The 14,285-nt window shown below is 45.3% G+C and carries 10 protein-coding genes and 1 pseudogene; 9 read left to right on the top strand and 2 right to left on the bottom strand.

Annotated elements, in window-relative coordinates; translation table 11 throughout:
- Positions 1–31 precede the first annotated feature (31 nt).
- The 7 genes from M5J74_RS20035 to M5J74_RS20005 all read left to right on the top strand — a co-directional run bounded on the left by M5J74_RS20035 (position 32) and on the right by M5J74_RS20005 (position 10,933).
- Positions 32–2,629: a TonB-dependent siderophore receptor gene (locus M5J74_RS20035; RefSeq protein WP_250012949.1), complete on the top strand. Its 2,598-nt coding sequence runs from the start codon at positions 32–34 to the stop codon at positions 2,627–2,629.
- 15 nt (positions 2,630–2,644) lie between these two features.
- Complete coding sequence (locus M5J74_RS20030) at positions 2,645–3,619, top strand: iron-siderophore ABC transporter substrate-binding protein (protein WP_250012948.1); 975 nt, start codon at positions 2,645–2,647, stop codon at positions 3,617–3,619.
- 90 nt (positions 3,620–3,709) lie between these two features.
- Positions 3,710–4,102, top strand: a complete 393-nt coding sequence (locus tag M5J74_RS20025) for a DUF1636 family protein (RefSeq protein WP_250012947.1) — start codon at positions 3,710–3,712, stop codon at positions 4,100–4,102.
- Positions 4,103–4,139: 37 nt separating this feature from the next.
- Positions 4,140–5,933 (top strand): ABC transporter ATP-binding protein, encoded by a 1,794-nt coding sequence (locus tag M5J74_RS20020; RefSeq protein WP_250012946.1) that lies wholly within the window; start codon positions 4,140–4,142, stop codon positions 5,931–5,933.
- 91 nt (positions 5,934–6,024) lie between these two features.
- Positions 6,025–7,017 (top strand): AraC family transcriptional regulator, encoded by a 993-nt coding sequence (locus M5J74_RS20015; protein ID WP_250012945.1) that lies wholly within the window; start codon positions 6,025–6,027, stop codon positions 7,015–7,017.
- A gap of 181 nt (positions 7,018–7,198) precedes the next feature.
- Positions 7,199–9,958: a TonB-dependent siderophore receptor gene (locus M5J74_RS20010; protein ID WP_250012944.1), complete on the top strand. Its 2,760-nt coding sequence runs from the start codon at positions 7,199–7,201 to the stop codon at positions 9,956–9,958.
- Between the two features lie 15 nt (positions 9,959–9,973).
- Entirely contained in the window at positions 9,974–10,933 is a 960-nt protein-coding gene (locus tag M5J74_RS20005; RefSeq protein ID WP_250012942.1) for an iron-siderophore ABC transporter substrate-binding protein, read from the top strand.
- A gap of 68 nt (positions 10,934–11,001) precedes the next feature.
- Here the strand turns inward: M5J74_RS20005 and M5J74_RS20000 are convergent, their stop codons facing one another.
- Both M5J74_RS20000 and M5J74_RS19995 read right to left on the bottom strand, forming a co-directional pair.
- Positions 11,002–11,349 (bottom strand): XisI protein, encoded by a 348-nt coding sequence (locus M5J74_RS20000; RefSeq protein WP_106166836.1) that lies wholly within the window; start codon positions 11,347–11,349, stop codon positions 11,002–11,004.
- Positions 11,337–11,756, bottom strand: coding sequence for a XisH family protein (locus M5J74_RS19995; RefSeq protein ID WP_250012940.1), 420 nt, complete (start codon positions 11,754–11,756; stop codon positions 11,337–11,339). Before M5J74_RS19995 ends, M5J74_RS20000 begins: the two co-directional genes overlap by 13 nt.
- Before the next feature lie 296 nt (positions 11,757–12,052).
- On the opposite strand from M5J74_RS19995, the gene M5J74_RS19990 reads away from it, so the two are divergent.
- Both M5J74_RS19990 and M5J74_RS19985 read left to right on the top strand, forming a co-directional pair.
- Positions 12,053–13,084 carry an iron ABC transporter permease gene (locus M5J74_RS19990; RefSeq protein WP_250017155.1) on the top strand — a complete coding sequence of 344 codons (1,032 nt, stop codon included), beginning with the start codon at positions 12,053–12,055 and terminating at the stop codon, positions 13,082–13,084.
- Between the two features lie 101 nt (positions 13,085–13,185).
- Positions 13,186–14,120 (top strand): annotated as a pseudogene (locus tag M5J74_RS19985) (FecCD family ABC transporter permease).
- Positions 14,121–14,285: the final 165 nt, after the last annotated feature.

Raw genomic sequence — 14,285 nt, 5'->3', positions numbered from 1 at the left:
TCTTGTGGTGTGAGGGAGTGTAGGTGGAGCGATGAAGTTAGATAAATTATTTCAAAGTCTGCTACTAACAAGTGCGATAACCCTAACGGGATGGTTCGCTTACGCACTTTTGCTCGGCACTCCGGCAAAAGGTGAGGAAGTAGGAGCGCAGATTCGAGAAGTTGACAAAAATATTTCCCAACTAAGCGAAATTGAACTTCCCGCGACAACCGCTCAAAATTTGGTACAGCAACCAACGCCAACTAACGAAACTTCAGGGGAAGTTATTGCGATTACGGGAGTTACGGCTAATCCTACCGAGAAGGGTGTGGAAATCATTTTACAAACTACTCAGGGCAAAGTGCTTCAGCCTGTAACTCTGGTATTAGGCAATACCTATATCGCGAATATTCCCAACGCCGTACTAACACTACCACAAGGAGAATTTCGTCAAGATAATCCTGCTGGTGGAATTACTCGCGTGGCTGTGACTCAGGCTACTGCCAATAGTATTCGAGTCGCGGTGACAGGGGAAGCAGCTTTACCACAAGTGCAATTATATGACGCTCCAAATCAGGGGTTGATTTTTAGCTTCACGCCAGGTACATCCGCTGCCCAGACTCCGCCAGCGCCAGAAGATGACGAGCAGGAAATTGTGGTGACAGGGGAGCAAGATGGTTATCTCGTCCCCGATACCAATGTGGGGACAAGAACCGATACTCCCTTACGCGATATTCCCCAGTCGATTCAAATCATTCCGCAACAGGTGCTAGAGGAACAACAAGTTGACAGCCTCAATGAAGCAATCAAAAATGTCCCTGGTGTAATTCAAAATACTCCTGATGACACCCCTATATTTAACTCGTTCACAATTCGGGGATTTGATGCTGGTGAGAATCAAAACTTTACCAGGAATGGATTGAAATTGCGATTTGCAAATTCGACAACAGCAATTTTCTCGAACATCGAACGGGTTGAGGTTCTCAGAGGACCTGCTTCAGTTCTATTTGGTGGAGGTGAACCTGGAGGGACAATTAATATTGTCACTAAACAACCCCTGCGCGAGCCTTTTTACTCGGTTGAAGCGTCTGTTGGCAGCTACGATTTTTATCAGGGTGCGCTCGATTTGACGGGTCCATTGAATGATTCCAAAACAGCATTGTATCGACTAAATGCCTCTTACGAATCTGCCGAAAGTTTTGTCGATTTTGTCAATCGAGAAATCTCAGCCGTTGCAGGTGCTATAAAGTTTGAACTTGGCAAAAATACCGATCTAACCTTTGATATACAGTATGTTGGAGCTACGCAGCGTGGCGGTTCTGGTCTTCCCGTTGAGGGAACGATATTACCGAACCCAAATGGCGAAATTCCTCGTAATCGCAATCTCGCAGAACCAGATAGTAGATTTATCATAGATAGGCTCATTGCTGGGTACAACCTAGAGCATCGCTTTAGTGAAAACTGGTCATTGCGAAATGCTTTTTACTTTGCCGACAATAATTATAGAATCAGAGACAGCGTTGCTGCAATAAGCCTCGAACCCGATCTAAGAACTGTAGAGCGATTCGCTGATGAGGTTGATACCAGGGATCAAACCTTTGATTTCGTGACGAATGTTGTGGGTAAGTTTTCTACAGGAGCAATTCAGCATCAACTTCTACTAGGTGTCGATCTCAGCCGATTTGATTCTAGATTCTTTACTGATGGGGCTTTCCGAGGAACACCCATCGATCTTTTTGACCCAGTTTACAGTACGGAGATACTTGAGCGAACTGACCCCCCTAGCGAAACCACCACTTTAACCGATTCGTTGGGGATTTATCTTCAAGACCAAGTCACCATAACAAATAATCTCAAGTTATTACTGGGTGGTCGATTTGATGCCTTTGAGCAAACTGAGGAAGATCTGCTCGAAAATACTGAAACATCTCAATCTGGGGATGCTTTTAGTCCGCGTCTGGGCATTGTCTATCAACCCATCGAGCCGATTTCGCTCTATGCCAGCTATACTCGCTCTTTTGCCCCAAGTTATGGTAGGTCTGCTGATGACGAACCATTTGAGCCAGGACGCGGGACGCAATATGAGATTGGAGTCAAAGCAGATATAAACGATCGCCTTTCTGCCACGCTGGCATTGTACGATTTAACTCGCACTAACGTTAACACCACCGATCCTGATAATCCTAACTTTGAAATTCAAACAGGAGAACAAAATAGCCAAGGTGTCGAGCTATTTATATCTGGAGAAATTTTACCAGGATGGAATATTATTGCAGGCTATGCTTACACTGATGCGCGAATTACACAAGATGAAACGTATGAAGTTGGTAATCGAATTAATAACGTGCCAGAAAGTAGTTTCAATTTGTGGACGAGCTATGAAATTCAATCAGGGAATTTGCAAGGATTGGGTTTCGGAATCGGATTTTTCTATGTGGGCGATCGCCAGGGAGACTTAGAGAATACCTTTACCTTACCCAGCTATTTTCGCACTGATGCGGCTATTTTCTACAAGCGCGGTCAATTCAGAGCAGCGCTTAACGTCAACAATTTATTCGATGTCGAGTATTTTGAAAATTCTAATTCTGGTCTGAGTGTTTATCCAGGAGAGCCATTCACCGTGCAAGGCAAGGTTTCATGGGAGTTTTGAGTGGTTAGTACATTCATGAAATCTCTGCACCGTCTCACCTGTTTTTTGCTTTTAGGACTCTTGGCAGTAACTCTCATTGCCGCTTGCAACACTGCTAGTAATACCCGCGTGACAAACACCCATACTACAAATGACCAGCCGCTAGCGGGAAATTGCCGAATGATTCGGCACGAATTGGGCGAAACCTGCGTCCCACTAAAACCACAGCGGATTGTTGCCTTAAACCCTGACATTAATCTCGATCCTCTAATCGCTCTCGGGATCGAGCCAATTGGTTACACGTCCGATCGCATCAAAGGGAAAGAAGTTCTTTCTGGTGTATCGCTTGATGATGTGAAAGGAGCTACGAATGTTGGGAAGCCAGATCAGCCTTCAATCGAAAAAATTTTCATGCTCAAACCGGATTTGATTTTAGCAACAAAGTACCATCCGTATCAATTCTTATCCGCGATCGCACCTACCGTTGTAGTGCCTTCTCCGAACCTTGAGATGGCAGGTCATGAAGCATTCTTTAAAGAAAATCTACGATATGTAGCCAAAGTTCTTGGTGAAGAAACAAAAGCTGAGTCAGTTTTAAGTCAATATCAGAAACGAATTGAAGACTTGAAGCAACGCTTGGGAAATCGGTTGTCACAAATCAAAGTTTCCGTAATTTATTATATTCATGGTCTTGTTTATACACCAGCAAAAAACTATGATGCAACTGCTGATGTTCTAATCGATCTGGGGCTACACTATAAACTGCCACCTTCTGGTAAGTCCTTTAGCATTGAAAGCGTCGATGAATACAACACTGACATCCTATTTATTATTAATCTGGAACGAAAGCCACTCAGCTTTTTTCTTCAACATCCTATATTTAGTCGCCTCAAAGCAGTCAAAAACAATCGAGCTTATCTCGTGCCTTTAGAAAGATGGGATACCAGGGGGATTTTAGGAGCGAATCAAATCTTAGATGACTTGTTTAAATACCTGCCGGAAAATCCATAAAATCTCTGTTTTCTTGAACAATCCAATTAATGTCACAATAACTGAGTCATCGATCGCCTTTATACATTCATTGTTAACACACTTTAAACTATGTCCAAACACGTTCTCTTTGTCTGCAAATCTTGTCACCGTGGCTCTGAAGAACTACCAGAAGGTCAGCCTGCTGACGGCACTATCTTACTTGACAAAATTAACAATTTATGTCATAAAGAATTCTCATCTGATGAAGTTGAAATTCAGCCAGTTGGATGTTTGTGGGCTTGCTCTCAAGGCTGTGTGGTATCGGTATCTAGTCAAGATAAACCGACATATCTGTTTGTCAATCTTTCACCAGAAGAAAGTGCAGCAGCATTAATAGAGTTTATGCAATTATATATCAAGAGTCGTAAGGGAAATATCGCTTGGGAAAAGTTTCCTGAAATATTGCGCTCTGCTATCTTCGCGCAAATTCCCCCTGTAGCTACTACGAAAAAGTCCGCGTAATTTTTAGTCAATACGTTGTCTGCGTTGGACGTTTATCATGTCATCTACACCAAATTCTTATGTGCGAGTCTCCAAAAAGCATCCACTTCTACGATTGTTAGGCTACGCCAAAAACTACCGTCCTCAAATCTGGATTGCTGTCACCTGCACAATTCTCAACCAACTCTGCGACCTAGCGCCATCCTATCTAATCGGTGTTGCAGTCGATGTGGTAGTAGAAAAAGAGAATTCTCTGATTGCTCAAATTGGCATCACTAACATCATTGGTCAATTAGCAATACTATCCCTATTAACTCTATTAGTTTGGAGTCTAGAATCACTCTTTGAATTTCTGTACGATCGCCTCTGGCGCAACCTTGCCCAAACCATCCAACACGAATTACGCCTCGATACCTACAGCCATTTACAAGAACTAGAACTGAGCTATTTTGAAGAACGCTCCACCGGAGAACTTCTCTCGATTGTCAACGATGACATCAATCAATTAGAAAGATTTCTCAATTTTGGCGCAGCAGAAATTCTGCAATTTCTCACCGTTGTTTTGGCTGTGGGTGGCTCGTTTATTCTGATTGCTCCTAGTGTGGCTCCTTTCGCAATTCTGCCGATTCCTTTCATTTTTTGGGGTTCATTTGTTTTTCAAAAACAACTCGCTCCCCGCTATGCAGATGTACGCGAAAAAGCGGGATTTATTAGTAGCCGTTTAGCCAACAATCTCTCAGGAATTGCGACAATTAAAAGCTTTACTACCGAAGACTACGAGCGCAGCCGTGTCCTTGATGAAAGCGATGCTTATCGACGTAGTAACCGTAAGGCAATTGCCCTTTCTGCTGCTTTTTATCCATTAATTCGCTTCCTAGTTGTCGTAGGTTTTATCGCTACGCTATTTTTTGGTGGTGTGGCTGTGGCAAACGATCGCCTCACCGTAGGAACTTACGGTTTCTTGGTATTTATCGTACAGCTATTACTTTGGCCCTTTGCCTCTTTAAGCCAAATTATGGACGAGTATCAAAGAGCAATGGCTTCGATCCGTAGGGTGATGGGATTGTTAGATACCCCGATCGCGATTGGGGGGGGCGATCGCACCTTACCATTAACAGTAGTACGCGGTGAAGTGCAGATAGAGAATATCGCCTTTGCCTACAAAGAGCGCCACAAGATCTTGAAAAACCTATCATTGCATATTCCCCCTGGTGCAAATATTGGTATTGTCGGTGCGACGGGTTCGGGGAAAAGTACGCTCGTCAAACTCTTGTTGCGCTTTTACGAAATTCAAAGCGGACGCATTAGGATTGATGGAGTCGATATTCGAGAATTACAACTACGAGAACTGCGACGTTGCATTGGTTGGGTGAGCCAAGATGTATTTTTGTTTCACGGTACGGTAGCTCAAAACATCGCCTATGGTAACTTAGCAGCCAGCGACGAAGAGATCGTCCATGCTGCCAAATTAGCCGAAGCACATGAGTTTATTGTGGAGTTGCCGCAAGGGTACGAGACGATTGTGGGAGAACGGGGACAGAAGCTTTCTGGCGGACAAAGACAGCGAATTGCGATCGCCCGTGCGATTCTCAAAGACCCGCCCATACTGATTTTAGATGAAGCAACGTCTGCGGTAGACAACGAGACTGAAGCCGCAATTCAAAAATCCCTGACCAAGATTACTCAAAATCGTACCACAATTGCGATCGCTCACCGCCTTTCCACAATTCGTCACAGCGATCGGATTTACGTGATGGATCGAGGTGAAATTGTCGAGCAGGGTAAACACGAAGACTTACTAGCACTTAATGGCATTTATGCTAGTCTTTGGCGAGTGCAGTCTGGGATTTGATAACGCTGTCAAGTTCCTTGACTTCTCAGCAGCAAATAGAGATTATTGATATTATTTCTCGTTAGTCTGCACTGCAATCTCCCATTCTCCTATGAGCCTTGAGCTGACCGAACAAGAGGTAGAGAAAATTTGTATGGAAGCCGAGCAGCAGTGTCCGCCAGTAACTTCCATAGATCGCCTGGAAACAATCTACAGCGTACCAACCTTGGTGGGCAGTGGCTACAGTCGGGACATAAAACTGTATCCTAGTTTGGAACTGTGTATTTTCCACGAAACCTATCGCGATCTGACAATAAAGGTACCAGAGAACAGGCATCTGGTGCAGTTTAAGGTGCTTTTATCAGGAGTGGAAGATAGTGGAAACCACGTATTAATCGATGCCAAGCAAAGTTATGTTGGTGGTAGCGGTATTCAACGCCGCCTGAAGGTGTTTTTGCCTCAGTCCCAACCCCAGGTTGGAGTTAATATTCACATACAGTCGCACTTACTGAGTCAGTTTTTTGCCACACCAACAGGAGAACTACCCGCAGAACTGCAACCTTTAGTACGCGGCGACGACTGGCAGCAGGTGTTTTCTCCCAAGACTACGGAGGCGATGCGATTAGTAGTGCAGCAGATCGTTGACTGCCCGTTTTGGGGGGCAACCAAGCGGCTCTATTTACAGGGCAAGGTGTTTGAGTTGATGGCGCTACAGCTTAGTAGTATTATGTGCGATCGACAGTCTGCACCAGAGACATCGCTGAAGCCCAGCACGATCGCTCGGATTTACTATGCAGCAGAAATTTTGCGATCGCGCCTAGAACAACCACCCTCACAGACAGAACTGGCGCAGCAAGTAGGAGTGAGCGATCGTACTCTCCGGCGAGGCTTTCAAGCATTATTTGGCACAACTGTGTGGGGCTACCTAACCGAGCAACGGTTGATTCAGGCAGAACAGCTTTTGCGCTGTGACAATTTGACGGTTGCTGAGGTAGTTCATCGCAGTGGCTACAGTAACCAAGGACACTTTGCTGCTGCCTTCAAACGCAAATTCGGTATTACTCCCAAACAATGCGCGATGGGTAAGAAATTAGCTCAAGATTAGGTTTTGCTAAGGTCGCGATTTATTGTCATGACTTGGGCAAAATTACTGAGTTAAAAATGTCCGGTTCGGGATCTATTTCCGGTTTTGAGTAGACACAGCGCGATCGACTTCTCTACACTGCCTTTTACTGCAATCGATAAAAGTTGGCAAGAAGGCGTTTTTTCAGGTGTGAGGAATTGAGATGCGCGTTTGGTGGTTTGCGGATTTAATGCGACTGGGATCGATCCTGGTATCGGGAAGTTTAGTTGGTGCGTTAGCTTTGCCTAGTTGGGCGCAAGTTTCTGCTTACCAAGGAGAGCAAGCCGCAGGGGAAATTGAGGGGAGTGCAAAGCCTCGACTAACAACCAACTCTCAACAAGGCGTTGGCGAAGCCCGCCGAAGGCATCGCCCTGCTACCACTGTTGCAGAATGGCTTGCCCAATCGCCTTCTGCCAACGACTCCCAACTCCCAACTCAGATCGCTGGAGTTCGCTTAAATCCTACCAAAAACGGCATTGAGTTGATTTTGGAGACTGCAAGTGGCGAACCATTACAAGTCTTAACTTCTAGTTACGGTCAAACCTTTGTTGCCAATATTCCCAATAGCCAGCTAGCACTACCAGAGGGAAAGATGTTTCGTGCTGACAATCCGGCAGCAGGAATTGCCACCGTGACTGTAACCCAGCCAACTGCTAGCGGGATTCGAGTCAGTGTAATTGGTAAAGCTGGTGTACCTACGACGCGAATAGTCCAGAGCAATCGCGCTTTGGTATTCAATTTATCTGCACCCGTCAATCCTACAGTCGTCCCTCCTACAGTCCAACCGCCACAACTGCCCTTGTCACAGGGGGAAACAGCGCAGCCACAACCCCCTACCAAACCAGAGCAAGTAACACCAGCGCCAGCCACGCCTCAACAGCCAACTAAGCCAGCGCCAGGGGCAGAGGAAATAGAAATTGTGGTGACGGGGGAGCAGGAAGGCTATCGCATCCCCGATGCCAGTATAGGAACTAAAACTGACACGCCCTTGCGCGATATTCCCGCATCAATTCAGATAGTACCGCAACAAGTGCTGCAAGAGCGGCAAGCGCGAAGCATCGCCGATGGATTAGAAAACGTCAGTGGCGTAGCTCCGATTACTGGTCCTGCGGGGACTCGAAATTATTTTACAATCCGAGGCTTCGCTTATAATAACTTCCTTGTCAACGGCATCCCCGACCCACAAATAAGTAGTGATGGTAGCTTTGCCAATATAGAACGGTTAGAGGTATTGAAAGGACCTGCCTCCGTCTTATATGGTGAAACTGGAGAAGGTTCTATCGGCGGTCTTGTTAACTTTGTTACTAAGCAACCGTTGCGCGATCCGTTTTACGAAGTGAGTGTAAGTGCTGCCAGGTTTGACGACTATCAAGGGATAATTGATTTCTCTGGACCCCTCAACGATTCCAAAACGGTTCTCTACCGCTTCATCGCTTCCTACCGGAATAGTGAGAGTTTCATTGACTTTAACGAATCTCAAGAGTTTTTCGTCGCTCCTACTTTGAGCTTCAGCCTGGGTCAAAATACTGACCTGATTGTGGAGGGCGATGTCAACGCTATGGAACGAAACGGACAGCAACCCTATGGAGTGCCAGCTGTAGGGATTGTGCTACCGAATCCCAACGGGGAGATCGACCGTAGCTTTAACCCCACAGGACCCCAAACAGATAACCTAACCATCAATGGCAGAGTTGGATATCGCTTGGAGCATCGATTTAATCAAAACTGGAAGCTTCGTAATGCATTCCGATACACATTCTACGATGATGACGATCGCGATGGCGCACCTAGTTTCTCTGGCGAAAGCCTAGCTGAAGATAACCGTACGCTCAATCGAGCTGCTAGTGTTGGTAGCCAGTTTTATGATTTCTACTACCTCAGTACCGACCTACTTGGCGAGTTCCGCACTGGTTCGATTGACCATCAACTCCTGTTTGGCTTCAGTTTGAGTCGAAATGAAATCGAGCTTACCTTTGAACAAGATAGTCCTGCCGCTCCGGTGGATATCTTCAATCCAGTTTTCGATCAAACCTTTGTTCGTTCCGGTATTCTTGAAACTGACAGTTTGACAACTAGAGATACGCTCGGTATTTATCTCCAAGATCAAATTGCACTGGCAGAAAATCTGAAACTTTTGCTAGGCGGACGGGTCGATTTCTTTGAGGAACGCGCCCTAGATCGACTTGCAGACGAGGAAACAACGCAATCAGATACAGCATTTAGTCCGCGTGTGGGGATTGTCTATCAACCGATCCCAGCGATTTCGCTCTATGGCAGTTTTACTCGCTCTTTTTCGCCGAGTATTGGTGTATCTGCTAGCGGCGACCCATTTGTGCCAGAGCGCGGCAAGCAGTATGAGGTGGGCATTAAAGCAGATGTCAACGACCGACTTTCGGCAACCCTTGCCCTCTACGATTTGACTCGCTCTAATGTCACGTCAACAGATCCAGAAGATCCTGACTTTTCGATTCAAACTGGAGAGCAGAACAGTCAAGGCATTGAATTGGATGTTAGGGGCGAAATTCTACCTGGATGGAACATTATTGGCGGTTATGCCTACACCGATGCCAAAGTCACAGAAGACACTGAGATTCCCGTTGGTAATCGGTTATATTTAGCGCCCGAACACATGTTTAATCTCTGGACATCATACAAAATCCAAACAGGGAGTTTGCAAGGTCTGGGGTTTGGTTTAGGCTTCTCCTATATTGGGGAGCGACCTGGGGATCTAGAAAATTCCTTCGATCTACCCAGTTACTTCCGCACCGATGCTGCTATTTTCTACGAACGGGATGCATTCCGTGCCGCACTCAACTTCCGCAATCTTTTTGATGTGGAATACTATTCAGGTGCTTATTCTATAGATAGAGTTTTTCGAGGCGACCCTTTCACCGTCCAAGGAACGGTTTCTTGGCAGTTTTGAGCGATCGCTAGATTCATGAAAATCTGTTTACGCCGCTTTGCCTATCTAGTATTTTTAGGAATCTCAATGGTATCACTGGTTTCGGCTTGTAATATAGTTCACGATCCTAATATTGCTAGCGATAAACAGCCTGTTGAGAATTGCCGAACCGTGCAACATATCATGGGTAGCAGCTGCATTCCTCGCCATCCTCAACGAGTAGTAACTCTTAATAGTTTTGAAAATACTTGGGCGTTAGGTATCCGTCCTATTGCATCGGCTTATGTTACAGGTTTTCCTATACCCAAATATCTTCAAGGTAAAGTAGATCGAGTAGAATCTGTCGGAGACTATAATAATCCGAATATAGAAAAGATTTTGAGACTTAAACCAGACCTAATCATTTCTGGTTCCCAGTTGAAAGGGATTTACAAACAGTTGTCTTATATTGCCCCTACAGTAGTACTCAATACCCCCTTTCCTTCACCCCCCTGGCAGGAGAGTTTAGAGGAACTTGCTACTATTTTGGGCAAAGAAGAAGTGAGCCAGCAATTCATAGATAAGTATTGGCAACGAGTGGAAAAACTAAAGCAAGCTTTGGGCGATCGCCATAAAACTATGGTGGTATCTATTGCCAATACATCTTCAGAATATGGTATTTGGTCTTATGGAGAAAAGCATTTCTCTGGGTCAGTATTGAAAGATATTGGTCTGCAACGTCCCAGCTCGCAGAGAGGGGATTTCTTCTATATTGAAAATATATCCAAGGAAAAAATATCAGATCTTGATGGAGATGTTCTTTTTTTTGCATCTTGGGAAAGAGAAGACGATAAGAAAACATTAGATAAGCTCAAACAAAGTCCTTTATGGTCACAACTCGAAGTCGTTCAAAAAAATCAAGTTTATCTTGTCGGCACACACTGGCATAGCTCAGATATTTACGCAATTAATGCCATCCTCGACGATCTAGAAAAGTACCTCGTCAACACACCTTAAACTATGCCCGACGATCGCACTCTGTTTGTCTGCAAATAGAAGCGATCGCGCTTTTGATTCTTCTACTTTTAACCCACTGCATAATCACTCATTTCACGCATAAAAGGGGGATAAAAACCTAACACAATATCTTGCTTTGGCACGCCTAAATTTACTAAATCATCTGCAATATCATGCTCCGTTGAGTTGTAGAGAATCCAGATTTTCTCATTCCGAATATCGAGATGCATTACACAATGATGTACCCACCGCTTATGATGCCAACCCAAATGCACAATTTGATAATGATTTCTCTGGGTATCAAAAATAGTTTCAACTTCAAGCTCGCCGTAAGCAGGCTTACTTTGGGCATAGCCCGTTAGTAGTTGCTGCACAATTTGTTGATAATGCGTTAATTTATCTGTCAATTTTTCCATAGGACGAGCTGCTCCATTTGAATATCGTAAACAATCAGTTTCACATGATTTTCTTGCAGCATTGAAACTGGAAAATCAAGTTGAAAGAAGCTGTTAGAGATAAAATCGGGTACGGCTAAATAGAGAACGCGATCGGGATCTTCACGACGCAGTGCTGCTCGATAGTTAATAAACTGCCCCAGTGCTGTATGAAACTCTGAAATTGCCGATGCACTAGCTAGAAAACTTTTGACTTCAACCGCAATCTTTTCACTTCCTCGCTCCGCTGCGAGTAATCGTTCTGCTCCTAAGTCGATTTCCATCTCTACACTGCCTACTTTAATCTGAAGCGGATCGTGAGTCACATTCCACCCATCCTTAACAAGAGCCGTCTTAACAACTTGATGAAAACGCTCTTTGGCAGCCACGACAAACGATCAAACTTAAAATTTCCTCTTTTAACCTATCACAGAGGTTTCAAACAACACGACGATTCGTTACAGTCATTGCATTTACGTGATGTATCAAGGCGATCGCCCTACTCGATCGCAAAGACTTACTAGCACGGAATGGCATTTATGCTAGTCTTTGGCGGATGCGATTTGGCAACAATTAACCATCGCTCGGTCATTTACCTGTAGAATTATTGTCAATAGTTGGCAACTAGCGTTCAAATTCTGGCTCGATAAGTAAAACTACGCATTCCCAATGACAAAAATTGACAATGTCAAAAGCGATCGCCAGCTCACCTAGAGGAGCGAACAAGCCCAAACTATCGCCCTTAGTTGGTCTAATCGTCGGGCTAGTCATCTTGCTCGTTTGCTTTTTGTACAGCATCAGTTTAGGCGCAGCAGAAATACCTCTAGCTCAAATTTTGGCATCCTTCACTGCTTTTGATGGTTCCTACAATCACTTAATCGTCCAAACTGTACGATTACCGCGATCGCTCATTGCTCTACTTGTCGGTTCTTCCCTAGCAGTAGCGGGAGCGTTAATGCAAGGCTTGACGCGCAACCCTTTGGCAGATCCAGGAATTTTAGGGATTGAGTCGGGAGCAGCACTAGCTGTAGTGGCGACAATTTTTCTGCTTGGCAGTTCTAGCTTGAGCGTTGTAACTCTTGCTGCCATGCTAGGTGCAGCAGCCACGGCAATTTTAGTCTACTTTCTCGGTTCTCTGGGACGGGGAGGAGCTACCCCACTGAATTTGACAGTAGCAGGTGCGGCGCTGACGGCTTTGATTTCTTCTCTGACTACGGCAATCCTGATTGTCAGCCAACAAACCCTAGAAGAAATTAGATTTTGGTTAGCTGGTTCGCTGGCAGGACGCGATACTGAGATTCTATGGCAAGTATTACCTTTTCTTGGAGTGGGTTTAATCGTCGCATTTGCTTTGGGTAGACAAATTACGACAATGAGCCTGGGTGAAGATGTGGCAAAAGGCTTAGGTCAACAGACTGCTTGGGTCAAAATTGTTACGGCGATCGGCGTGGTTTTACTGGCAGGAAGCTCGGTGGCGCTAGCCGGACCAATTGGCTTTATCGGCTTAGTCGTTCCTCACATGGTGAGATTTTTTATTCCCACCGATTACCGTTGGATTTTACTTTATTGTGCCGTTGTGGGGGCAACTTTACTCTTGGTGGCAGATGTAGCAGCGCGTGTCTTACTCAAGCCGCAAGAATTACCTGTAGGGGTGATGACAGCAGTAGTTGGCGCTCCCTTTTTTGTCTACTTGGCTAAGTCAAAGGTGAAAAAATGAAGTTGGATTGGCTAGTCATCCGCTCGCAGTCGCTCTCCTTTCGACTCGATCGCCGCGTTCCACCAGTGCTACTGTGTTTAGGGGCGATCGCCTTGGTAGGGATGGTGGCAAATGTAGGACGGGGTGAATATCCGATCGCGCCGTTAGATATAGTCAAAACTTTACTAGGTTTGGATACGGGAAACCCAGACCATGCATTCGTAATTAACGTCCTGCGTCTACCTCGCACGTTGGTTGCTTTGATGGTAGGTGTAGCATTTGCTATTTCTGGCACGATCTTTCAAGGTTTAACCCGCAATCCTTTGGCTGAGCCTAGTATTATTGGCATTAATGCAGGGGCAAGTCTCGCCGCAGTTACGGCGATCGTGTTATTTCCCGCAGCCCCAGTTTACACCTTGCCTCTCTCAGCTTTTGCAGGCGCTTTGTTGATGGCTATTCTAATTTATACGCTCGCTTGGAACAACGGTAGTTCGCCGATTCTGTTAATTTTAATCGGCGTTGGTTTATCGGCGATCGCTGGTGCTTTTACCAGTTTACTGATTACCTTCGGGCAAATTGATGACGTGAGTAGTGCTTTAGTTTGGTTGGCTGGCAGCGTCTACGGACGAACTTGGGAACAAGTCTTTTCTTTCTTGCCTTGGTTAATTATTTTCGTACCGCTAGCGTTGACAAATTCCAGACATTTGAATGCATTGAACTTGGGAGATGATGTTGCCAAAGGTTTAGGTAGTCGCGTGGAATGGCAGCGCGGAATGCTGGTGTTAGTCGGTGTAGCCTTAGCGGGTGCAGGAGTCGCCACTGCTGGCACGATTGGCTTTGTTGGTTTAATCGCACCTCATTTAGGTAGACAGTTGGTAGGGACAAACCATCAAGGGTTAATTCCAACATCAGCACTGTTGGGGGAATTATTGTGGTTTTGGCAGATTTGCTCGGACGAACTTTGTTTGCACCGCTCGAACTGCCTTGTGGAGTGGTGACTGCTGCTATCGGCGCTCCTTATTTTCTCTATTTATTAATTCGCCATCATCAAAAATAAAGCTGATGAAAGGCAGGAGTTACGCATTTGGTGCGGCACTCACCGCTCACCATAAGGCGGTGAGTGCCGCACCAAAGAAAGACACTGATATGAGTTGATACTTACCTCAATTCATACCTCATATTATGCAACGCCGAAATTTTTCTCCCCTTGACTCTCTAGTCA

This window comes from Chroococcidiopsis sp. CCNUC1 (assembly GCF_023546805.1).
Lineage (GTDB): Bacteria > Cyanobacteriota > Cyanobacteriia > Cyanobacteriales > Chroococcidiopsidaceae > Chroococcidiopsis > Chroococcidiopsis thermalis.
This window is presented reverse-complemented; position numbering and strand designations above follow the sequence as displayed.

Excerpts from the sequence above, each read along its gene's own strand:
- M5J74_RS20035 (WP_250012949.1), top strand. The coding sequence starts at position 32 with ATGAAGTTAGATAAATTATTTCAAAGTCTGCTACTAACAAGTGCGATA.
- M5J74_RS20030 (WP_250012948.1), top strand. The coding sequence starts at position 2,645 with ATGAAATCTCTGCACCGTCTCACCTGTTTTTTGCTTTTAGGACTCTTG.
- M5J74_RS20025 (WP_250012947.1), top strand. The coding sequence starts at position 3,710 with ATGTCCAAACACGTTCTCTTTGTCTGCAAATCTTGTCACCGTGGCTCT.
- M5J74_RS20020 (WP_250012946.1), top strand. The coding sequence starts at position 4,140 with ATGTCATCTACACCAAATTCTTATGTGCGAGTCTCCAAAAAGCATCCA.
- M5J74_RS20015 (WP_250012945.1), top strand. The coding sequence starts at position 6,025 with ATGAGCCTTGAGCTGACCGAACAAGAGGTAGAGAAAATTTGTATGGAA.
- M5J74_RS20010 (WP_250012944.1), top strand. The coding sequence starts at position 7,199 with ATGCGCGTTTGGTGGTTTGCGGATTTAATGCGACTGGGATCGATCCTG.
- M5J74_RS20005 (WP_250012942.1), top strand. The coding sequence starts at position 9,974 with ATGAAAATCTGTTTACGCCGCTTTGCCTATCTAGTATTTTTAGGAATC.
- M5J74_RS20000 (WP_106166836.1), bottom strand. The coding sequence starts at position 11,349 with ATGGAAAAATTGACAGATAAATTAACGCATTATCAACAAATTGTGCAG.
- M5J74_RS19990 (WP_250017155.1), top strand. The coding sequence starts at position 12,053 with ATGTCAAAAGCGATCGCCAGCTCACCTAGAGGAGCGAACAAGCCCAAA.